This is a genomic window from Bradyrhizobium sp. CCBAU 45389 (genome assembly GCF_028128625.1).
GTDB classification, from domain to species: Bacteria; Pseudomonadota; Alphaproteobacteria; order Rhizobiales; family Xanthobacteraceae; genus Bradyrhizobium; species Bradyrhizobium liaoningense_B.
This window is the reverse complement of sequence record NZ_LBIY01000094.1, coordinates 24,557-47,234: the sequence shown is the minus strand read 5'-3', so window position 1 is coordinate 47,234 and position 22,678 is coordinate 24,557. Positions and strand designations below refer to the sequence as shown.

Below are 22,678 nucleotides of genomic sequence, written 5' to 3'. Positions count from 1 at the left end.
TCAAATCTCGGTGTCGTGACGTCGTGGTCTCAAGGCGTCGTTCCAGTTTTCAGTTGCGCGGCGGCTTGGCCGCCACGATGTCGTCGGCCTTGACCCATCCGGGCGTGCCGACGGCGAAACGGGTTTTCGCGCGCGTTGCAAGCTCGCGGGCGGTCTTGTTGTCGCCGCGCAGGTAAGCGGCCTGCGCCGAGGCGAGATCCGCCTCGGCATAGTCGCCCTTCCGGCCATAGGCCATCGCGAGCTGGGTATAGCCGAGCACCGCCTCAGGCTCCCGCGCTACCGCGGCGCGGAGAATCCGAACGGCATCGTCGGTGTAGGCTTTATTATCGGTTCCAACCAGAGCCTGCCCAAGTAACATCTCGATGAGGGGCGAGTTGTTGGAGAGTTGTACCGCCTTGCGCAAGGGAGCGATGGCCTCGGCGGGCTTGCCGCTCTCGAGCAGGGCCTGGCCGCGCACCTCGTAGAAGTACGGGTTGTTGGGCTGGACCTGGATCAGCGCGTCGATCTGGGCGAGTGCGCTGCGCAGATCGCCGTGCAGATAGGTGCTGATGGCCCGGGCATAACGCGCCGGCATGCTGTCATTGGTCTGCGGATAGCGGCGATACACCGTCTCCGGCCGTTCCATGAACGCCGAGATCTTGGCGCGCACCATGTCGTGACGGAGCTGGAGCGCCGGATCGTCCTTCTTGTCCCAATAGGGACTGCTGCTGGCGAACTCCTGCAGTGCCGCGACACGCTCGGCAGGCATCGGATGTGACTGGAGATAGGGGTCGGCGCCGCGCGAGGCGAACAGGCTCTCGCTGGTGAAGCGCTTGAAGGTCTCGTACATGCCCTTCGGCGACTGCTGGGTCGCGGTCAGGAATTTCACGCCGGCACGGTCGGCGTTCTCCTCCTGCTGGCGCTGATAGGACAGCAGCGTGCGGCGGATCATCTCCTGGGGACCTGCGATCGCGGCAGCGCCCGCATTGGCAAGGCCGTTGTTGCCGGCGCTGGAGCTGCGGGTGCTGCCGGCGGCGATCGCGCCGGCGCCGAGCAGCATCGCGATGATCATCTGGGTTTGCGCGTTGGCGAGCTGCTCGCGCAGCTTGGACAGATGGCCGCCGGCCAGATGCCCGGTCTCGTGGGCGAGCACGCCGATGATCTGGTTCGGCGTCTCCGACTGGAGGATCGCGCCGTAATTGACGAAGATGCGGCGGCCGTCCGCGACGAACGCGTTGAACGAGCCGTCGTTGATGATCACCATCTGGATGTTCTGCTTTTCCAGACCGGCGGCGCGCAGGATCGGGCGGGTGTATTCGCGCAGCAGCTGTTCGGTCTCGGTATCGCGCAGGATCGGCGGCCCCTTGCTCTGCGCACGTGCCGCCGGGAGCGGCGCCAGTGCGATCGCCGCGGCCGTGACGAGGGCGGTGAGGGCGGAGGCCTTCTTGCGCAATGCGGTCTGGAGCAACATCAAGCGGTCTGGGTCAAACGGTCTCGGCAAAGGGACCTGGAATGCAGTTTTCGTGATTGGTTTTGGCGATTGGCGGCGGACCGGATACGCGATATGGCCTATGAGCCGTACCCCTTATGAGCCGTACAATGCGGCCAGTCTGGGGCGCAAGCGCCCCGTTTTGAAGGACCGGACGGACCGGTCCGCCAGCGAAATAGCAGAAATCGATGCAGGATGCGACATTGGGGAACCGGTTGGGGCAGTGGCTCGAGCCCTCCCGCCGCAGCGACGTTCCCCCCTTCATGGTGATGGACGTGATGGCCGCCGCGGCCCGAATCGAGGCCGCAGGCGGCCATGTCATCCACATGGAGGTCGGCCAGCCCGCGGCCGGCGCGCCGAAAACCGCGATCGCGGCCGCCCATGCCGCGCTCGAGGCCGGCCGGATCGACTATACCTCGGCGCTCGGCATCCCCTCCTTGCGCGAGCGGATCGCGCGGCACTACCGCGACGTCCATGGGTGTGACGTCAGCCCCGAGCGGATCGTGGTGACGACGGGCTCGTCCGGCGGATTCATCCTCGCGTTCCTGTCGATGTTCGAGCCCGGGGACCGCGTCGCCGTGACGGTGCCGGGCTATCCGCCGTACCGCCACATCCTGACCGCGCTCGGCTGCGAGCCGGTGCTGATCGAGACCACGAACGAGACACGCCATGCGCTGACCGGCGAGGCGCTGCTGGCTGCGCATCGCAAGGCGCCGCTGAAGGGCGTGCTGGTCGGCAGCCCCGCCAATCCAACGGGAACGATGATGTCCCGCGAGGCGCTCTCCGGCCTGATCGCGGCGGCGGAAGACGCAAAAATCCGCTTCATCTCCGACGAGATCTATCACGGGCTGGACTACGCGTTTCCGGCGGTGACGGCAGCGGCGCTGTCGGACCACGCACTCGTGATCAACTCGTTCTCGAAATATTTTTGCATGACGGGCTGGCGCGTCGGCTGGATGGTCGTGCCCGAGGTTCTGGTGCGCCCGATCGAGCGGCTGCAGCAGAACCTGTCGATCTCGGTGCCGTCGCTGTCGCAGATCGCGGCCGAGGCTGCGTTCGACGGCGCGGCCGAGATGGAAGAGATCAAGCACGGCTATCAGGAAAACCGGCGCATTTTGATCGAGGGACTGCCCAAAGCGGGCCTCAGCAAGTTCTTGCCGGCCGATGGTGCGTTCTACCTCTATGCCGATGTGTCGGACTTCACTTCCGACAGTTTCGAATTCGCCAAGCAGATGCTGGAACAGGCCCATGTGGCGGCGACGCCGGGCGTCGATTTCGATCCCATCCATGGCCGTTCATTCATACGGTTCTCCTATGCCCGTTCGGCAGAAGAGATGCGGGAGGCAGTTGACCGGATCGCTCACTGGCTTAAATAGCCGCCAGTTTTCGCCAGCCTTTTCGGAGTGCAACTTGTCTGACCGTTCCGCGCCCATCGCCGCCACGCATTCTCCTCTCGCCGCATTGATGTGGCCGACCCGTCCGGGCGAAGCTGTCGGCGCACTGCGCGCTGTCGTGCTGGTCGCGCTCGGCACCGCCTTGATGGCGCTGTCAGCCAAGGTGAACCTGCCGCTGCCTTACGTGCCGATGACGCTGCAGACGCTGGTGGTGCTGATGATCGGCGCCGCCTATGGCTGGCGCCTTGGCAGCGCAACCATGATCGCATACCTCGCCGAGGGTGCGCTTGGCCTGCCGGTGTTCGCCGGTCCCGTGGGTGGGATTGCACCGCTGGTCGGCCCGACTGCGGGCTATCTGTTCGGCTTCGTGCTCGCTGCCTTCGTGACCGGCTGGCTCGCCGAGCGCGGCTGGGATCGCAGCGTGGTCTTGCTGTTCGCCGCGATGGCCGTCGGCCACATCGTCATTCTGGCGGCCGGCTTCGGCTGGCTGGCCTTTGGCCTCGGTCTTGGCGTCGCCAAGGCCTGGCAGGTCGGCCTTGCGCCGTTCATCGCGGCGTCCCTGGTCAAGAACGCGCTGGGCGCGACGCTGATGCCGGCGGCGCGCCGGCTCGTCGACCGTCGCGGGTAAAGCGCATCCTTCCGAGTGGTTCCAATTGACAGGGCCGGCCAAGTTGATCTTGGCTGGCCCCAATGTTTGAGGGGGAGTGAAACGATGACGACGACAACGATGGCGGGGGCGCCGGTCGCGCCGGCCGCAGCCAAGCCGTGGTACAAAATTCTCTATGTCCAGGTGCTGATCGCCATCGTGCTCGGCGCCATCGTCGGCTGGCTCTGGCCGACGTTCGCCACCAACGACTGGATCAAGGCGATGGGCGATGGCTTCATCAAGCTGATCAAGATGGTGATCGCCCCGATCATCTTCTGCACCGTGGTCTCGGGCATCGCCCACATCCAGGACGCCAAGAAGGTCGGACGCATCGGCGTCAAGGCGCTGGTCTATTTCGAGGTCGTCTCGACCTTCGCGCTGGTGATCGGCCTCATCGTCGGCAATCTCGTCAGGCCGGGCGCAGGCTTCGGCAACGCGGCGGCAAGCGAGGCGGCCGTTGCGAACTACGCCAAGCAGGCCGCCGGCCAGAAGTCGGTCGACTTCGTGCTGCACATCATTCCGGACACCGTGGTCGGCGCCTTCGCGCAAGGCGAGATCCTGCAGGTGCTGCTGTTCTCGGTGCTGTTCGGCTTCGCGATCATGAGCCTGGGGGAGCGCGGCCACACCATTCGCAGCTTCATCGACGATGCCGCGCATGCCGTGTTCGGCGTCATCTCGATCGTGATGCGTGCGGCGCCGATCGGTGCGTTCGGTGCGATGGCCTACACCATCGGCAAGTTCGGCACCGGCGCGATCCTCAATTTGATCGGCCTGATCGCGACGTTCTACGTCACGGCTGCGCTGTTCGTGTTCGTCGTGCTCGGCATCATCGCACGCATGGCCGGGTTCTCGATCTTCAAGTTCCTCGCCTACATCAAGGACGAGCTGCTGATCGTGCTCGGCACCTCCTCGTCGGAAAGCGCGCTGCCGTCCTTGATGGAGAAGCTGGAGCGGCTCGGCTGCTCGAAGTCGGTGGTCGGCCTCGTGGTGCCCACGGGCTATTCGTTCAACCTCGACGGCACCAACATCTACATGACGCTGGCGACGTTGTTCATCGCCCAGGCGCTCGGCGTCGATCTCTCCTTCGGCCAGCAGCTGACCATCCTGGTGGTGGCGATGCTGACCTCGAAGGGCGCCTCCGGCATCACCGGTGCGGGCTTCATCACGCTGGCGGCAACGCTCGCGGTGGTGGATCCGCGCCTCGTGCCGGGCATGGCGATCGTGCTCGGCATCGACAAGTTCATGAGCGAATGCCGCGCACTGACCAACCTGTGCGGCAACGGCGTGGCCTGCGTGATCGTCGCCTGGTGGGAGGGTGAGCTCGACCGCGACAAGCTCAACGCCAACCTCTCCAAGCAGATCGATCCGACCGACATGGAAACGGCGATCACGACCGACTGATCCGGATCGGACGGCGCGAGCCGCGCCGTCAGACCTTGAAGTAATGGGGCTGGTCGAGATCCTCGATCAGCCCTTTTTCTTTCGGCTCCCAGCCGAGAGCTGCGCGCGTCTTCGCGCTCGAGGTGGGGACATCGATGCCAGCGAACCGCGCAAACCAGCCGAAATGCTGCTCGGCTTCGTCAGCGGATTTCGAGACCACTGATACGCCGAGCCTTTTGCCGATCACCTCCGCAATCTCCTTGAACGGCACGCCTTCCTCGGCGATGGCGTGATAGCGGCGGGCGGATGCGCCTTGCTCCAGCGCGAGCCGGTAGACCCGCGCGGCATCGATGCGGTGCGCGGCCGGCCAGCGGTTGCTGCCATCGCCGATATAGGCCGCGGCGCCTTTCTCGCGCGCGATCGCGATGAGGCGCGGGACAAAACCGTGGTCGCCCTCGCCATGGGTCGTGGGCGGAAGCCGCACGATGCCGGCCCGGACGCCTTGCTGCATGAGATCCTCGGCGGTCGCTTCCGAGACGCGGGGAAAGTGGCGGGCCGCCGCGTCATCTTCGGTCGCGAGCCGTCCCGGCGCGAGCAGGGCCACGCCTGACGTGACGATCAGCGGCCGATCGGAGCCTCTGAGCTCTTCGCCGATGGCCAGGATAGCGCGGCGGTCGAGCTCGCAATTCTCGGTGAATTTCGAGAAATCGTGGTTGAAGGCGAGATGAAGCACGCCGTCGGACGCAGCCGCGCCGCTGCGCAAGGAAGCATGGTCCTCCAGCGAGCCGCGATGGACCTCAGCGCCCAGCGCCGCGACGGCGGCCGCACCGGCGTCGGTCCGGGCGAGGCCGGTGACAGTGTGGCCGGCGGCGATCAGGTCCCGCACGACGGCGGAGCCGACAAAGCCGGTGGCGCCGGTGACGAATACACGCATGAGATATCTCCTCGGGGTTGGTGGAGACGACCATCTGCGCTAGGATTATCCGGGTAAAGTAGTGACATTATCAGGGTATAATAGCTAACAGGATGAGCGAGACCGCGACCGCCGAAAACCTGCTCGGGACCTACCTGAAGGACCGCCGCACCCGGCTCGATGCCGCCGCGTTCGGCTTTGCCGGCAGCCGCAGGCGCACGCCCGGGCTTCGGCGCGAGGAGGTGGCCCAGCGCGCCAATATCAGCCCGACCTGGTACACCTGGCTGGAGCAGGGCCGCGGCGGGGCGCCATCGGCCGACGTGCTCGACCGTATCGCCCGCGCCTTGATGCTGACCGATGTCGAGCGCGAGCACCTGTTCCTGATCGGTCTCGGCCGGCCGCCCGAGGTGCGCTATCAGGCGGCGGAAGGCGTCTCGCCGCGGCTGCAGCGCGTGCTCGACGCGCTCGCGTTCAGCCCCGCCTTGGTGCGCACCGCGACCTGGGACGTCGTCGCCTGGAATCGGGCCGCAAGCGTGGTGCTGACCGACTACGGCGCCATCCCGCCGGGCCAGCGCAACATCCTGCGCTTCATCTTCTGCGATCCGCGCGTGCGCGCCGCGCAGTATGACTGGGACAGCGTCGCCCGCTTCGTGGTGGCGGCGTTCAGGGCGGATGCCGCGCGCGCCGGCGCCGTCTCGCATGTCGCCGATTTCGTCGACGAGCTTTGCCGCACCAGTCCGGAATTCGCCGCGCTGTGGCGCGACAATGACGTCCGCCATCACGGCGACGGTACCAAGCGGCTGCGCCATCCCGTTCACGGCACCATGTCGTTCGAATATTCGAGCTTCAACGTCGAGGGTCGCCCCGATCTCAGCATGATCGTCTACAACCCGGCGACGCCTGAGGATGCCGACCGCATCAGGACATTGCTCACTGAGCGCGCCGACTGACGGAATTTTCGATCTCGCGCGTTTAACCCGCATCTCGGAGCTCGAAGGGGTGGGTGGCATCGTGGGCAATGCGGCTGTGAATCCGATTGTGTTGCAGGCGGCGGAGCATTTTGCGGCGGGGCGGCCGGATGAGGCGGATGCACTCTGCGCGGAGGTTCTGAAGGCTGACCCGGATCACGTTCCGGCATTGCATCTGGCCGCCGTCGCCGCCTTCGTCAGCGACCGTGCGGCAGAGGGCGCCGCGCTGCTCGGCCGCATCTTCAGCGTCGATCCCGAGCACGCGCTGGCGCTTGTGACGCTGGGGGACGCACTTGCGGTGAAGGGCGAGCAGGAGGGGGCGGTCGCCGCATTCCGGCGCGCGCTGGTGCGGCGGCCTGATGACGCCGGCCTGCACAACAAGCTCGGCGTGGCGCTCGGCGAGCTCGCGCGCTTCGACGAGGCCGAGGCTGCCTATCGCCGCGCGCTCGCGCTCGATGCGCATCTGACGCGGGCCTGCTTCAATCTCGCTGTCGTGCTTGCGGAGCAGGGGCGGCTTGCGGAGGCCGAAGAGGCTTATCGCGCGGTGATCGCGCGGGAGCCTTCGCATCGCGGCGTCTGGCTCAATCTCGGCAATCTCCTCGTGGACCAGGCGCGCCTCGAAGAGGCGGAGGCGGCCTATCGCCGCGCGCTTGCCGAAGACCCCGATGATCCCGGGCTGCTCTGCAATCTCGGCGAGGTGCTCTATCGGCGTGGATTGCTCGGAGACGCCATCGTCCAGTACCGCCGCGCGATCACGCTGGCGCCGGACAACGCGCCGGCGCTGCGCCTGCTCGGTCTGGTCCTGCACGAGGCCGGTCACTTGCAGGAGGCTGCCGAGATCTACAGGCGGAGCTTTGCGCGCGATCCGTCGGATCACGTGATCGCCAGCAATCTTGGCGCCTGTCTCTCAGAGCTCGGCGCGCTGGACGAGGCGATTGCATCTTGCGAGCACGCGCTGCTGCTGAAGCCGGATCATGCCCCGGCCTGGACCAATCTCGGTATCATCTTCGAGAAGCAGGAGTACGCTGCCGATGCGGTCGCGGCGCACCGCTGCGCGGTCGTCGCCGATCCTGACTATGCCAAGGGCCACGCCAATCTCGCAGTCGCACTGCGCAATGCCGGCGAGATCGACGAGGCGCTCGCGGTTTCGCATCGTGCGATCGCGCTCGATCCGGAGCAGCCGCTGGCGCAGTACAACCACGCGCATTTCCTGCTGATGAACGGTCATTTCGCTGAAGGTTTCGATGCCTATCGCTGGCGACGGAAGTGCAAGACGCTGTCGGACGGCGATCCCGTATTCGACGAGCCGGAATGGCAGGGCGAGCCGCTCGAGGGGCGTACATTGCTCCTCTTTGCCGAATACGGCCTCGGCGACGCCCTGCATTTCGTGCGCTATGTGCCGATGGTGACGGCGAAGGGCGGACGGATCATTTTGCAGGTCCAGCCCGCGCTCGCCGTGCTGCTGCGGCAGCTGCCCGACGTCACCGTGATCCCGCGCGGCGCGCCGCTGCCGCCGTTCGATCTGCAACTGCCGCTGATGAGCCTGCCGCGCATCTTCGGCACCACGCTCGACACCATCCCGGCGGACGTTCCCTACCTGCATCCCGATCCCGCAAGACTGTCACGCTGGCGCGCGGCGCTTGGGGAGGTGACGGCGCTGAAGGTCGGCGTGGTCTGGGCCGGCAATGCCAGGCACAAGGGCGACCGCCAGCGCTCGCTCTCGGCGGAGGCCATGCTGCCGCGCCTCGCGATGCCTGGCGTGCAGCTTTACAGCCTGCAGAAGGAGCCGCGGCCGGAGGATGCTGCGGTGCTCGCGGCCCTCGGCCCTGACATCATCGATCTTGCGCCCGCGCTCGGCGATTTCGCCGACACCGCGGCGGCGGTCGCGGCGCTCGATCTCGTCGTCGCCGTCGACACGTCGGTCGCGCATCTCGCGGGCGCGCTGGGACGCACGGTGTGGATGCTGACGCCTTACGCGCTGGACTGGCGCTGGCTGCGCGATCGTGATGACAGCCCGTGGTATCCGACCATGCGGCTGTTCCGCCAGCGGAGCCCCCGCGAATGGGACGATCCGTTGCTGCGCCTCTCGGCTGCGCTCGCGGTGCTTGCCGCAAGCGCGGAGGGCTAGAACCGCTCCGGCCGGTACGGCGCGGGATCGATCGACGGCGTCTCGCCGCTCATGATCTCGGCGAGCAGGCGCCCGGTCGCAGGCCCCAGCGTAAAGCCCTGGTGGCCGTGACCAAAGTTCATCCAGAGCCCGGGATGGCGCGGGGCCTGTCCGAGCACTGGTAGCATGTCGGGCGTGCAGGGACGGGTGCCGAACCACGGATCGGGCTCGACGTGCTTGCCGAGATCGATCAGCTCGCGCGCGGAGGCTTCGGCGCTGGCGAGCTGCACCGGTGTTGCGAGCGCATCGGGACCGGTCAGCTCGGCGCCGGTGGTGATGCGGATGCCCTTGGCCATCGGACCCATGGCGTAGCCGCCGCCCTTGTCGACGAGCGGCAGATCGAGCGAGGCACCGCCGCTGTAATGCATGTGGTAGCCGCGCTTGCGCACCAGCGGGATGCGATAGCCGAACTTGAACAGGAGATCCGGCGACCATGGCCCGAGCGTCACGACGGCATGGGCGGCGTCGATGCGCCCCTGATCGGTGTCCACCGACCAGCCGCTCGCGGTTTGCTGCAGCGACTGCGCATCACCGAGCACGATCCTGCCGCCGAGGCGCACGAACAGTTCGGCATAGGCCGTCACCAGCGCGCCCGGATCGGACACCGTCCAGGTGTCGAGCCAGTGGATCGCGCCGGGCAGATCGTCGCGCAGGATCGGCTCGGCCTTTGTCAATTCGCTGCCTGACAACACGCGAAAGTTCACGCCGAATTCGCGCTGGTCTTGCTCCGCGTCCTTGATCGAGTGCTCCAGGGCGACGGCGTCGCGGTACAACGCGCGATAGCCGGCGCGGCGGATCAGATTGTCGGCATGGGCCTCGCGAATGAGGGTGTCGTGCTCGCTCGTGGCGTAGCCGATCAGGCGCGCCCAGCCGACGATGGCTTCGCGATGTCGCTTCGGCGCCGAATGCCACCAGTAGCGCAGCAGCGGCTCGATGTGGCGATGAAGCGAGGACAGGCTGTAGCGCACGTCGTTGGTGCGGCCGGTCGCGATCTTCACGAGCGAAGCGAGGTCGCGCGGCATCGGATAGGGGCGCACGGCTTCGGCCTGGATCATGCCGGCATTGCCGTAGCTGGTCTCGCGGCCGGGCTCCCTGCGGTCGACGAGCGTGACGGCCCAGCCGCGCCGCTGCAGGTGCAGCGCCGCACCCACACCGACCATGCCGCCGCCGAGAACGATCGCGCTTTGCATCGGACAAATTCTCCTGTCAGGTCATTCCCAGGTGAGAAAATCGGGCGCGGCCGACAGCGGCGGCGCCGCGGCGAGCCGTGCGAGGTCGGGCACGGGCCGGCACAATTGCGCATCGTTCGCGAACGCGGCCTCGATGCTGGCGGCAACCGAGAGCACGATGGCATCGCCGCCGCGCGGACCGACGATCTGCAGGCCGAACGGCAGTCCGGCCTCGTCGAGGCCGAGCGGAATGCTGATCGCGGGATGTCCCGCAAGCGTGACGGCATAGGCGAGCGCGAGCCAGTGGAAATAGGATTTGGTCGGCACGCCGTCGATCTCGGCGGGATAGAGCTCCGACCAGGGACGCGGGCTCAGCGTGATGGTCGGGCTGACCAGCACGTCGCAATTTGCGAAGAAGCTCTGGTAGGCGCGATAGATCCGCGTCTGCGTCGTGGCCGCGCGGGCGTAGTCTTCGAGCGTATAGCCGAGGCCTTCCTCGACATTGGCGCGGACGTTCGGTCCGAGCATCCCGGGACGCTCCTTGTAATTCTTGCCGTGCGTCGCCAGGAACATGCCTGCGCGCAGCACGGCGAAGGTGTTGTCCGCACCGGTGCAGTCGGGGCTCGCTTCGCGGCTTTCGGCGAACAGCGGCGCGAGCTTGCTGACGCGATGGCGGAACACGCGGCGGATGGCCTTCTCGGTCGGAGCGAAGCCGAAATCTTCGGTGAAGGCGAGACGCAGCTTGCCGAGATCGGCGGGGCGCGGCGCAGCCCAGCGCTCGGCGCGCGCACGCACCGGCTCGCCGGGCAGGGTGTAGGCGAGCGGATCGCGGACATCGTCGCTTGCCATCACCGACAGCATCAACGCGGCGTCGGCGACGTTGCGCGCCATCGGCCCGTCGGTCGAGAGGTTCGACCAGCCGAAGATGCGCTTTTCACTTGGTACGAGACCGTAGGACGGACGCATGCCGACGATGCCGGAGAAGCCGGCCGGATTGCGCAAGCTGCCTCCGGTGTCGGAGCCCGAGGCGAGCGGGGCCATGCCGCAGGCGAGCGCGACCGCCGAGCCGCCGGAGGAGCCGGCCGCCGAGCGCATAGGATCGAACGGATTGCCGGTCGCGCCGAACACGGGATTGCGGGTATTGCCGCCCGCCGCCCATTCCGGCGTGTTGGTCTTGCCGAAGATGATGGCGCCAGCTGCGCGTATGCGCGCGACCGAGCCCTGGTCGGCGGCCGGCACGTTGTCGCGCAGCAGCGGGCTGCCATAGGTGGAGCGCATCCCGGCAGTGTCCTGGGTGTCCTTGATCAGGACCGGCAGGCCGTGCAGCGCGCCACGATCCTCGCCGCGCAGGATGGCCGCCTCGGCCTCCTTCGCGGCGGCGCGCGCGCCTGATACGTCCAGCGTCACGACGGCATTGACGGCGCCGTTGACGGCGTCGATGCGGGACAGGCAGGCGTCGAGCAGCTCGACAGGCGAGATCGTCCCCGCGGCCAGCAGGCGGCGCAGCTCAACGGCACTGGAATCGCACAGTTCGGTCAACACCCGCTCCCTTTCAGATTATGAAAACGATTTAGCATATCGGAAAGCAGAGTGGCGCACCAATATTCGTCAGACCGAGCTATTTGACGCGCCAACGGCGCCTGAGGTGCCTAGCCAGCTGCCAACTAGGGCCGATTCGGACTATTCCGGCCGAAAAGATTAGGTCGATCGATCAACTATTTTTCTTCCGTCGTGCTAGCATTGCGACCATGAGTGAAATCACGACGCCCGAAATTGCCAATTCGCAGCTCGGTCAGTGCCTCAAGGCCGCCCGCCAGACACGCGGGCTGACGCTGAAGCAGGTGGCGGAGCGGACCGGGATGGCGCTCTCGACCTTGTCCAAGGTCGAGAACGGCCTGATGTCGCTGACCTACGACAAGCTGCTCCAGCTCACCTCGGGCCTGAAGATGGAGATCGCCGAGCTGTTCAACCCGGCGGTCGCGACGCCCGCGCAGGGGCGGCCGGTCACCGCGCGGCGGAGCATCAGCCGGGCCGGGCAGGGCCAAGTGATCACCACGAAGTTCTACACCTACACCTATCAATGCACAGACCTGATCGGCAAACGCATGGTGCCGATCGTGGCCGAGGTGCGCGCGCGCTCGCTGGAGGAGTTCGGCCCGCTGCTCCGCCATAGCGGCGAGGAGTATTTCGTGGTGACGCGCGGACGCGTCGCCGTCCACACCGAGTTCTACGCGCCGGAGATCTTGGGCGAGGGCGATGGCATCTATCTCGACAGCACCATGGGCCACGCCTACCTCAACGCCGGCGAAGCGGCTTCCGCAACAGGCGTCTGTCTCTGCACCAGCGAGGCGCCCGATCTCTACGACCAGCTTCGCCAGATCGCGGCGCGCGACGTCGCGCCGCTCGGGGATGACGAACTGCCATCGTAGCGGGATGAGCCTGAAACGAAAACGCCCGGCCAGGCCGGGCGTTTTTTATTGAGTGTCGAGCTTACTCGCCGCCGCCGAAACGGCGGGACCACCAGCCGGCGCGGCGCGGAGCGGCCGGCGTCTCGCTGGCGACTTCCGGCGCGGGCTCAGCTGCCGGCGCGGGCGGGGTGACCGGTTGGGGCGCCTCCGCGACCGGCGTTGCCGACTCACTCGGATTGCTGAGCAGGAAGCTCACCTTTTCGCGGACCGTGGAGCGGCGCCGCGCGGACTTGTCGTCGGCGGGCTCTTCGTCCGCTGCAGCGACAGCCGGCTCAGGCTGCGCCGGTGCCTCAGCCTGCACCTCGGCGCGGGGCTCGGGCTGGGTCACGTATTGAGCGACTTCTGGCCCGGCGGCGAGTTCGGCCTCTGCGATCGAGGGCGCAGCCTCGCCGTCATTGCCGTCGAAATCGGCGACCGCATCGCTCGCTTCCGGCGGCACACCCGCCGCGAGCTCGTCGCCGATGGAGCCGGCGAGACCTTCCTCGTTACCGCCGCGACGGCGACGTCCACCACGGCGACCACGCCGGCGCCGGCGCTCGCCGCCGCCCTGCTGCTCGCCACGGGCTGCCTGTTCGTCGCCTTCCTCGCCATCCTGCTCGGCCTCGGCCTCTTCCTCGCCTTCGCTCGCGATCATCGCCGGCTCGGGCAGGGTCGGTGCCGAATCCTCACGCAACTCGCCGTCGCGCTGGCCACCGCGGCCGCGCCGGCGTCGGCGGCGCTTGCGGCGCTGGCCGTCCTGCTCGGCGGCTGCCTCGCCGGCAGCCTGCTCCTCGCTGAGACCTTCGGTCTCCTCGGACTCGATCTCGGATTCCAGCTCCGGATCGAACTCCTCGTCGTCATAGGCTTCTTCAGCCTGGGGCGGTGGGCTCGCAGCGGCCTGCGCCGCGAGCAGCGCCTTGGCGGCTTCCAGCGTGTGCACCTGCTCGCCGCGGTCGATGAGGTAGGCCTGCGGGCCGCTGACGCTGGGGTCCGCGATGACCGCCAGCGTGACCTTGAAGCCGTTTTCGAGGTCGCGCAGATGGCCGCGCTTGTGGTTCAGCACATAGAGCGCGACGTCGGTGCGGGTGCGGACCACGAGATTGTGGGTCGCGCCCTTCATCAGGATCTCTTCGAGGCCGCGCAAGAGCTGCAGCGCCACCGAAGACACCGAACGGACATGGCCGGTGCCGCCGCAATGCGGGCAGGGATCGGTCGAGCTCTCGAGCACGCTGGCGCGGATGCGCTGGCGCGACATCTCCAAGAGGCCGAAATGCGAGATGCGGCCGACCTGGATGCGCGCGCGATCCTGCCTGAGGCAGTCGGACAGCTTGCGCTCGACCGCACGGTTGTTGCGCTTCTCGTCCATGTCGATGAAGTCGATGACGATCAGGCCGGCGAGGTCGCGCAGGCGGAGCTGGCGGGCGACCTCTTCGGCCGCCTCCAAATTGGTCTTGAGCGCAGTGTCCTCGATATGGTGCTCGCGGGTCGAGCGTCCCGAGTTGACGTCGATCGAGACCAGCGCCTCGGTCTGGTTGATCACGACATAGCCGCCGGAGCGAAGCTGCACGGTCGGCGAGAACATCGCGTCGAGCTGGCTCTCGACGCCCATGCGCGAGAACAGCGGCTGGCCGTCGCGATACTGCTTCACCGCGCTGACATTGGCGGGCATCAGCATCTTCATGAAGTCGCGCGCTTCGCGATAGCCGCCTTCGCCGGCAACCTGGATCTCGTCGATCTCCTTGTTGTAGAGGTCGCGCAGCGAGCGCTTGATCAGCGAGCCTTCCTCGTAGACGAGGGTCGGGGCCTGCGACTTCAGCGTCAGGTCGCGCACCGTCTCCCACATCCGGATCAGGTACTCGAAGTCGCGCTTGATCTCGGGCTTGGTGCGGGAGGCGCCTGCGGTGCGCAGGATGATGCCCATGCCCTCGGGCACGTCGAGATCCTGCACCACTTCCTTCAGGCGCGAGCGGTCCTGCGCGCTGGTGATCTTGCGGCTGATGCCGCCGCCACGCGCGGTGTTGGGCATCAGCACGGCGTAACGGCCGGCGAGCGAGAGGTAGGTCGTGAGCGCTGCGCCCTTGTTGCCGCGCTCTTCCTTGACGACCTGCACCAGCATGACCTGGCGGCGCTTGATGACTTCCTGGATCTTGTACTGGCGGCGCGGGCGGAAGGTGCGCTCCGGCACTTCCTCCAGCACGTCGTCGCCGCCGACGGATTCGACGACTTCCTCTTCGGCTTCCTCGCCGTCTTCTTCGTCCTCGTCGTCGTCTTCGCCGGCTGCTTCCGCGGCTTCGGCATGCGGCGCTTCAGTGTTCTCGCCGGCGGCGTAGACGGCATCTGCCGGCTCCGTGGCCGACGTCACGGCTTCGGCGAGGGCCTCGGCATGTGCTTCGAAGGCATGTGCTTCGGAGGCGTGAGCCTCGACGGCGTGATCTTCGAAGGTTTGGGCCTCCTGCGGCTCGGCAACGGGCTCGCTCGCCACGACAGGTTCTGCGCCAACCGCGGCGACGGGCGCGGGCGTCTCATCGGCATGATCGCGGTCGTGATGATCGTGTTCGCCGTCATGACCATGGTCGTCATGATCGTGAGGGTGATCATCGTCATGGGCGTGGTGATGGTCGTCGTGCCCGTGGTCGTCGTGATCGTGCTCGCCGTGCTGCTCCGCCTCGGCGTGCAGATGCTCGCCCTCGAGCGCAGCGCCTTCCGTGTACTCCGGCAGGGACGCGCCCTCGAGCGGCTGGGCGGCGGGATCGGCGCCGGCGTCGAGGCCCTCGACGATCTCGCTGCGCACGCGCTCGCCATGACCGCGGCGGCGGGCATTGCGGTGGCGCGAACGGCGGCGGCCATGGGAGCGGTTCTCGCTCTCTTCCTCGGCCTCGCGATGGGCCTGCTCCTCGGCCTCGATCAGCGCCTGCCGGTCGGCGACGGGGATCTGGTAGTAGTCGGGATGGATTTCGCTGAAGGCGAGGAAGCCGTGGCGGTTGCCGCCATATTCGACGAAGGCGGCCTGGAGCGAGGGTTCGACCCTTGTGACCTTGGCGAGGTAGATGTTTCCGCGCAGTTGCTTGCGTTGCGCGGTCTCGAAATCAAACTCTTCGACGCGATTGCCGCGGACCACGACGACCCGGGTCTCTTCCGGGTGGGTGGCATCGATCAACATCTTGTTGGGCATGTCTTAACTCTTGGCGGCGGCGGGCGCGACTCACCGTGGGCGCGATCTGCGCTGCCGGGTGACGCGACGGTCCACCTGATTCGGGGGTGAGGGGAAGGCCGAAACACCGTCTCTCGCGCCTTGCCGAACCGGAAGCCTCAGGACCACAGCGGCGCGCGGGATTGTCACTCCGCAGCGTCGCGAATGGTCCTTCAGAGTTCGTCGGCACAGTCTGGCGCATCAAGCGTCGGCCCGTATGAAACACTGGGCGGCGGGGCCGCCCCTCAATCAGTTGCTGCTGGCCAGGCATGGCGCGAGCGCGCTCGCCCTGGGGGATCACGAACCGTCCCCTTGGGATCAAGGGACCGGGTAATGGGTCACGTCGCTGTCAGAACCGTCCCGGAAACGTGGTAACCGGGAACCGTCCGCCGCCGGGGCTTGACCCGCTCCGCCTCGCTGCCGCGCACCGCGCTGGTCTTAGAGGAGAACGGAAAACGCTGGAATTCCCAAACCTTGGGAGCTCCGGCGCTGCACCGGGAGGCTGAATGCGACACAACCGGAAATATCGGCCGTCAGCATTCCGTACATACGAGGAATGGACCATCGGTGCAAGGGAGCGTCGCACGGCGGTCACAGTCAGGGAGTTTCGTGTTTTTGCCATTAAGGATCGATTAACCCTGTGGTTCTATTGCGTTAAAAAAGCTGCTCGGAGGCACGGGATCGGTGGCGAGCCGCGCAAAACAAAGGGTCTTGCTGGGATGCGTGCTGTTGTGCGCTGCAGCATTTCCATGCGCCGATTCCTCGCGCCTGAGCGCGGCGGAGAGCCGGCCGCAGCCCGCTGTTGCGGCGGCAAATTTTCCAATCGCCTCGGGAGCCCGGCTGGCTGGTGATGGTAAGCAGACCCGCTTCATCCTCGACATCGACCAGACCGTGACGTTCCGCGCCGTGACGCTCGCCGACCCGTACCGGGTGGTGGTGGACGTGCCGCAGGTCAATTTTCAGCTTCCCGCGGGGACCGGGGCGGCGGGACGGGGCCTGGTCAAGGCCTTCCGCTACGGGCTCGTCATGCCCGGCGGTTCGCGAATCGTGTTCGATCTGACCGGGCCGGCCAAAATCGCCAATTCCTATGTGGTCGAGGCGGCCAACGGCCAGCCCGCCCGGCTCGTGCTCGAGCTGGAGGAGGTCGACCGCGCCGCCTTCGTGCAGGCGCTCGCCCCGGAAAACCGCCCCGAACTGCGGCCTGCGATCGCCGAGGCGCCGCCTGCAACCGTTCCCGCGGCGGCTCCGGAAACGTCGCAGCAGAAGGCCGACGGGAGGCCGGTCGTCGTGATCGACCCCGGCCATGGCGGCATCGACAATGGCACGCAGTCGAGCGGCGAGAGCGAGAAGAACCTGGTGCTGGCCTTTGCCCTGGCGCTGCGCGACCGGCTGGACAAGGCCGGCAAGTACCGTGTGGTGCTGACAAGGGATGACGACACCTTCATCCCCCTCAATGACCGGGTCAAAGTCGCCCGCAACCTCAAGGCCGCGCTGTTCGTCTCGATCCATGCCGATGCGCTGCCGCGGGCGGAGGGCGATGCGCAGGGCGCCACCATCTATACGCTGTCCGACAAGGCCTCGGACGCCGAGGCCCAGCGTCTGGCCGACGCGGAAAACCGCGCCGACGCGATCGCCGGCTTCAACCTCGCGGAGGAGCCGACCGATGTCGCGGACATCCTGATCGACCTGACGCAGCGGGAAACCCGCACGTTTTCAAACCGTTTTGCCCATTTGCTGATGGGCGAAATGAAGTCGACGGTACGGATGCACAAGCATCCCCTGAAATCGGCCGGTTTCCGGGTGCTGAAGGCGCCCGACGTGCCCTCGGTGCTGGTCGAGATCGGCTATGTCTCCAACAAGGGCGACCTCGAGCACCTGGTCTCCGAGGGCTGGCGGTCCAAGGCCGTGGGCTCGATGGCGCAGGCGATCGACGGGTTCCTGGCCAAACGGCTGGCGACCGCCCGATCGTCGAACTGACGACCCCGGGATTGTCAAATTGAGGAAGGGTTTTTCGGTCCCGCCGCAAAGGCCCTAGTTTGGCCACAGCGGACGCTTTATAAAAATGCCGCAGGGGGTTCCGGAATCGGAGAGAATCCCGCTCGGCAAGCGTCTTTAGGCCCAGTCTTGATGTGATTGCGTAGGCCGTTGAATTCGCGACGTGAGGTTGGCGCCAGTTTGGGGTGCCAGTTTTTGGGTCCTATGGGGCTGATACTGGGCTGATCCAGAGTTTGAACGGATAAACACATAATGCGCTTGCTGGTGCGGTTCATGGGCTTCCTGTTCGCCGCGGGAACAGTGGTGTTCCTTGTCGGTGTCGGAGCCGTGGCAGGCCTGATCTGGCATTTCTCCAAGGACTTGCCGGATTACTCTCAGCTTCAGGATTACGAGCCGCCGGTGATGACGCGCGTGCACGCGGTCGACGGCTCGCTGCTCGGCGAATACGCCAAGGAGCGGCGGCTGTACCTGCCGATCCAGGCTGTGCCGAAGCTTGTGATCAACGCCTTCCTCGCGGCCGAGGACAAGAATTTCTACGAGCACGGCGGCATCGACTACACCGGCATGGCGCGCGCCGGCGTGCTCTACCTCCAGAACTTCGGATCCAACCGCCGTCCGCAGGGCGCTTCCACGATCACCCAGCAGGTCGCCAAGAACTTCCTGCTGACCAACGAGGTCTCCTTCTCCCGCAAGATCAAGGAAGCCTTGCTGGCGATGCGCATTGAGAAGACCTATTCGAAGGACAAGATCCTCGAGCTGTACCTGAACGAGATCTATCTCGGCCTCGGCGCCTACGGCATTGCGGCCGCCTCGCTGGTCTATTTCGACAAGTCGGTGAACGAGCTGACGGTGGCGGAAGCGTCCTATCTGGCAGCGCTGCCGAAGATGCCGGCGACGCTGCATCCGGTCCGTAACCGCGACCGCGCCATCGAGCGTCGCAACTACGTCATCGACCGTCTGCTCGAGAACGGCTGGATCAAGCAGGCCGACGCCGACAAGTCGCGCAAGGAGCCGCTGGCCGTGACCAACCGTTCGGGCGGCGCCCACACCTTCGCCGGCGAATATTTTGCCGAGGAAGTCCGCCGCGACATCTTCGAACGCTACGGCGAGAAGAAGCTGTACGAGGGCGGTCTCTCCGTCCGCACCACGCTCGATCCGAAGATCCAGGTCATGGCGCGCAAGACCATGGTCTCGGGCCTCGTGAACTACGACGAGCAGCAGGGCTATCGCGGGCCCATGAGCAAGCTCGATATCTCCGGCGATTGGGGCGTGAGGCTCGCCGAGATCAAGTCGCTGTCCGACATCTCGCCGTGGCGCATGGCGGTGGTGCTGGAGACCAGCGACCAGTCGGCGCGCATCGGCTTCCAGCCGAGCCGCGAGCTCGGCGGCGCTGTCAGCAAGCAGCGCGAGACCGGCCTCGTCACCCTCGACGGCGTGCGCTGGGCGAGGGCGGCGCAAGGCAATGCCAAGGGCAGGACGCCGACCTCCGTGGCGCAGGTGCTGGCACCCGGCGATGTGATCTATGCCGATCCGCTCTACACCAAGGAAGGACAGCCGGTCGAAGGCCAGTACCGGCTGCGCCAGATCCCCGAAGTCTCCGGCGCGATGGTGGTGATGGATCCCTGGACCGGCCGCGTGCTCGCGATGGTCGGCGGCTTCTCGTTCGACCAGAGCCAGTTCAACCGCGCCACGCAGGCCTACCGGCAGCCGGGCTCGTCGTTCAAGCCGATCGTCTATTCGGCCGCGCTCGACAACGGCTACACGCCTTCGACCGTCGTGCTCGATGCGCCCATCGAAATCGACCAGGGCCAGGGCGCCGGCGTGTGGCGGCCGGAAAACTTCTCCTCGGGCAAGTTCCAGGGACCGGTGACGCTGCGCAACGCGCTGCGGCAGTCGCTCAACACCGTCACCGTGCGCCTCGCGCAGGACATTGGCATGCCCCTGATCGGCGAATATGCCCGCCGCTTCGGCGTCTATGACGAGTTGCCGAACTATCTGTCCTACGCGCTCGGCGCCGGCGAGACGACGGCGATGCGCATGGTGACCGCCTATTCGATGCTCGCCAATGGCGGCCGCCGCGTGAAGCCGACCCTGATCGACCGAATCCAGGACCGCTACGGCCACACCATCTTCAAGCACGACCAGCGCGAATGCCGCGGCTGCGACGCGCCGGGTGGGTGGAAGAACCAGCCCGAACCGCAACTGATCGACCGTCGCGAGCAGGTGCTCGACTCCATGACTGCCTATCAGATCACCGAGCTGATGGAAGGCGTGGTCCAGGCCGGTACCGCGACCGTGGTCAAGGAGGTCGGCAAGCCGATCGCCGGCAAGACCGGCACCACCAACGAGGCCAAGGACGCCTGGTTCGTCGGCTTCTCGCCCGACGTCGCCGTCGCCATCTACATGGGCTACGACAAGCCGCGCGCGCTCGGTAAGGGTAACGCCGCGACCGGCGGCCATCTGGCCGCGCCCATCGCGCGCGATTTCCTCAAGCTCGCGCTCGCCGACAAGCCCGCCGTTCCGTTCAAGGTGCCGGCCGGCATCAAGCTGGTTCGCGTCGTTGCCAAGACCGGCATGCGTGCCGGCCCCGGCGAGACCGGCGGAACCATCCTCGAAGCCTTCAAGCCGGGCACGGCGCCGCCGGATAATTATTCGGTCATCGGCGTGGCCGACGCTGACGCGCGCGGTGGCATGCCGGCCTCGCAGCAGCAGCAGCCGGATTCCGGCTTCCTCATTCGGCCGGGCACCGGCGGGCTGTGGTAGCGGATAACGCCTGATACGGGCGAGGGGGCGGTTGCGCTTTGGCGCCGCCGCCGTTACATCCCCCAACGCGCGATGAGTTATCGCGCTTTAGTTTTTGTGCAGGATCTTTTTGGGAAACCGCTGCACGCTTTCCCGGATCATGGGCCAGACCAGAGAACGACATGCGCGCCGAAATCGAACGGTTGGTAGAAGAGATCAAGCAGTCAGTCGGGCTGCTGAGGAGGCATCTTTGACGTCGAGAAATCGACGGCACGCCTCGCTGAGCTGAACAAGCTCGCAGAAGATCCCAACCTCTGGAACGATCCCCAGAAGGCCCAGAAGCTGATGCAGGAGCGCACCTCGCTCGAGGATTCGCTGTCCGGCATCGGCAAGGTCGAGCAGGAGCTCGAAGACGACATCGGCATGATCGAGCTCGGCGAGGCCGAGGGCGATGACGGCGTCGTTGCCGAAGCCGAAGCTGCGCTGAAGAATCTGAAGAAGGAAGTCGCCCGGCGCGAGCTCGAGGCGCTGCTGTCGGGCGAGGCCGATCGCTTCGATTCCTATCTCGAGGTCCATGCCGGCGCCGGCGGCACCGAGAGCCAGGACTGGGCGCAGATGCTCCTGCGCATGTACACGCGCTGGGCCGAGACGCATGGCTTCAAGGTCGAGTACCTCGAAGAGTCCGAAGGCGAAGAAGCCGGCATCAAGTCGGCGACCATCCAGGTCTCCGGGCACAACGCCTATGGCTGGCTGAAGACGGAAGCAGGCGTGCACCGCCTCGTGCGCATCTCGCCGTTCGATTCCAACGCGCGGCGGCACACCTCGTTCTCGAGCGTGCAGGTCTTCCCCGTCATCGACGACAGCATCAAGATCGACATCAAGGAATCCGACGTCCGCACCGACACCATGCGTTCGGGCGGCGCCGGCGGCCAGCACGTCAACAAGACCGAATCCGCGGTGCGCCTGACGCACATCCCGACCGGCGTCGCCGTGGTCTGCCAGGCCGGCCGCTCCCAGCACAAGAACCGGGCGCAGGCCTGGGACATGCTGCGCGCGCGGCTTTATGAAATCGAGCTGAAGAAGCGCGAGGAGAAGGCCGCCGCCGACCAGGCCGCCAAGACCGATATCGGCTGGGGTCACCAGATCCGCTCCTACGTGCTGCAGCCCTACCAGATGGTGAAGGACTTACGCACCGGCGTGCAGACCTCCGACACCTCGGGCGTGCTCGGCGGCGATCTCGACGAGTTCATGGCCGCGACGCTGGCGCAGCGCGCCTTCGGCACCACCGCGGGCGACGTCGAGGACGTGGACTAGCCATGCCCCGCGTCGCCTTCATCGGGCTTGGACGGATGGGCCATGGTATGGCCGGCCGCTATCTCGATGCCGGCTTCACGGTGACGCTGTGGAATCGCAGCAAGGCCAAGGCGGAAGATTTGATCGCGCGCGGCGCGCAGTGGGCGACCTCGCCCGAGGATGCCGCGATCGACGCCGATGCGGTCGTGACCATGGTTGCCGACGACGAGGCCTCGCGCACGGTCTGGCTCGGGCCGGAGGGCGCGGCCAAGACGGCCAAGGCCGGTACCATCGCGATCGAATGCTCCACCGTCTCCTATGACCACGCCCGCGAGATGGGCCGCGAGCTCAATGGGCGCGGGCTGATCTATGTCGACTGCCCCGTGACGGGATTGCCGGATGCGGCGGCCGCCGGAAAACTGACGCTGCTCGTTGGCGCCGACGCCGCCGATCTCGAACGCGCGCGCCCGTTCCTCGAGCCGATCGGCTCGACCATCCGCCATTTCGGCGCGGTCGGGTCCGGCACGGTCTACAAGCTCATCAACAATCTGATGGGCGCGATCCAGATCGCCGGCCTCGCTGAAGGCCTTGCCATCGCCGAGCAGGCCGGGCTCGACATGAATCTGGTGCTGGAGTCGATCCAGGCGGGCGTGGCCGCCAGCCCGCAGGTGCAGCGTCATTCCAAGCGCATGGTCGCCCGCGATTTTTCCGGCGCGACCTTCACGGCAGCGCTGCGCCACAAGGATGCGGCCTATGCCGTCAAGCTCGCCGAGAGTCTCCTGGCCGGCAAGCCCCTGGTCGCGCGCGCCGCGGTCGAGGCCTACGCGCAGGCGAAAGCGGCGATGCCGGATGACGATGAAGGCAGGATGATCGAGCTGGTGTCGCGGCCGAAGAAGCCATCCTAGC

Annotated in this window: 15 protein-coding genes; 10 read left to right on the top strand and 5 right to left on the bottom strand. The window is 66.7% G+C overall.

All coding sequences use genetic code 11. From position 1 onward, the window contains the following. Nucleotides 1-49 precede the first annotated feature (49 nt). Nucleotides 50-1,450, bottom strand: a complete 1,401-nt coding sequence (locus XH79_RS25465; RefSeq protein ID WP_212336941.1) for a M48 family metalloprotease — start codon at nt 1,448-1,450, stop codon at nt 50-52. A 206-nt stretch (nt 1,451-1,656) separates the two neighbouring features. On the opposite strand from XH79_RS25465, the gene XH79_RS25460 reads away from it, so the two are divergent. The 3 genes from XH79_RS25460 (at nt 1,657) to XH79_RS25450 (ending at nt 4,909) form a co-directional block, all read left to right on the top strand. Next, nucleotides 1,657-2,844, top strand: coding sequence for a pyridoxal phosphate-dependent aminotransferase (locus XH79_RS25460; RefSeq protein WP_271583370.1), 1,188 nt, complete (start codon nt 1,657-1,659; stop codon nt 2,842-2,844). An 88-nt stretch (nt 2,845-2,932) separates the two neighbouring features. Next, nucleotides 2,933-3,490 carry a biotin transporter BioY gene (locus XH79_RS25455; protein ID WP_212338194.1) on the top strand — a complete coding sequence of 186 codons (558 nt, stop codon included), beginning with the start codon at nt 2,933-2,935 and terminating at the stop codon, nt 3,488-3,490. An 84-nt stretch (nt 3,491-3,574) separates the two neighbouring features. Continuing rightward, nucleotides 3,575-4,909, top strand: a complete 1,335-nt coding sequence (locus XH79_RS25450; RefSeq protein WP_212336937.1) for a dicarboxylate/amino acid:cation symporter — start codon at nt 3,575-3,577, stop codon at nt 4,907-4,909. Between the two features lie 28 nt (nt 4,910-4,937). On the opposite strand, the gene XH79_RS25445 is transcribed toward XH79_RS25450, so the two are convergent. Beyond that, the gene (locus XH79_RS25445) at nt 4,938-5,822 is read right to left on the bottom strand and encodes an SDR family oxidoreductase (protein WP_271583369.1); all 885 of its coding nucleotides are present in this window, start codon (nt 5,820-5,822) and stop codon (nt 4,938-4,940) included. A 92-nt stretch (nt 5,823-5,914) separates the two neighbouring features. Between XH79_RS25445 and XH79_RS25440 the strand changes: the two genes are divergently transcribed. Continuing rightward, nucleotides 5,915-6,751, top strand: a complete 837-nt coding sequence (locus XH79_RS25440; RefSeq protein ID WP_271583368.1) for a helix-turn-helix transcriptional regulator — start codon at nt 5,915-5,917, stop codon at nt 6,749-6,751. A 49-nt stretch (nt 6,752-6,800) separates the two neighbouring features. Next, entirely contained in the window at nt 6,801-8,897 is a 2,097-nt protein-coding gene (locus XH79_RS25435; protein WP_271583367.1) for a tetratricopeptide repeat protein, read from the top strand. Here the strand turns inward: XH79_RS25435 and XH79_RS25430 are convergent. Both XH79_RS25430 and XH79_RS25425 read right to left on the bottom strand, forming a co-directional pair. Beyond that, a complete protein-coding gene (locus XH79_RS25430) occupies nt 8,894-10,126 on the bottom strand; it encodes an NAD(P)/FAD-dependent oxidoreductase (RefSeq protein ID WP_271583366.1) in 1,233 nt (410 codons plus the stop codon). The genes XH79_RS25435 and XH79_RS25430 overlap by 4 nt on opposite strands. Before the next feature lie 21 nt (nt 10,127-10,147). Next, complete coding sequence (locus XH79_RS25425) at nt 10,148-11,644, bottom strand: amidase (RefSeq protein WP_271583365.1); 1,497 nt, start codon at nt 11,642-11,644, stop codon at nt 10,148-10,150. Nucleotides 11,645-11,853: 209 nt separating this feature from the next. On the opposite strand from XH79_RS25425, the gene XH79_RS25420 reads away from it, so the two are divergent. Then, nucleotides 11,854-12,534, top strand: a complete 681-nt coding sequence (locus XH79_RS25420; RefSeq protein WP_271583364.1) for a helix-turn-helix domain-containing protein — start codon at nt 11,854-11,856, stop codon at nt 12,532-12,534. Between the two features lie 61 nt (nt 12,535-12,595). On the opposite strand, the gene XH79_RS25415 is transcribed toward XH79_RS25420, so the two are convergent. Continuing rightward, entirely contained in the window at nt 12,596-15,724 is a 3,129-nt protein-coding gene (locus XH79_RS25415; protein WP_271583363.1) for an Rne/Rng family ribonuclease, read from the bottom strand. A 702-nt stretch (nt 15,725-16,426) separates the two neighbouring features. On the opposite strand from XH79_RS25415, the gene XH79_RS25410 reads away from it, so the two are divergent. The 4 genes from XH79_RS25410 (at nt 16,427) to XH79_RS25395 (ending at nt 22,677) form a co-directional block, all read left to right on the top strand. After that, complete coding sequence (locus XH79_RS25410) at nt 16,427-17,719, top strand: N-acetylmuramoyl-L-alanine amidase (RefSeq protein ID WP_271583362.1); 1,293 nt, start codon at nt 16,427-16,429, stop codon at nt 17,717-17,719. A 270-nt stretch (nt 17,720-17,989) separates the two neighbouring features. Then, complete coding sequence (locus XH79_RS25405; protein WP_271583361.1) at nt 17,990-20,500, top strand: penicillin-binding protein 1A; 2,511 nt, start codon at nt 17,990-17,992, stop codon at nt 20,498-20,500. Between the two features lie 161 nt (nt 20,501-20,661). Continuing rightward, nucleotides 20,662-21,793 (top strand): peptide chain release factor 2 gene (gene prfB, locus XH79_RS25400; protein ID WP_100234372.1). Its coding sequence is split into 2 segments (ribosomal slippage): nt 20,662-20,730 and nt 20,732-21,793, totalling 1,131 coding nucleotides; the frame shifts between segments, so codons are not numbered across the junction. A 2-nt stretch (nt 21,794-21,795) separates the two neighbouring features. Then, the gene (locus XH79_RS25395) at nt 21,796-22,677 is read left to right on the top strand and encodes an NAD(P)-dependent oxidoreductase (RefSeq protein WP_271583360.1); all 882 of its coding nucleotides are present in this window, start codon (nt 21,796-21,798) and stop codon (nt 22,675-22,677) included. Nucleotide 22,678 lies beyond the last annotated feature (1 nt).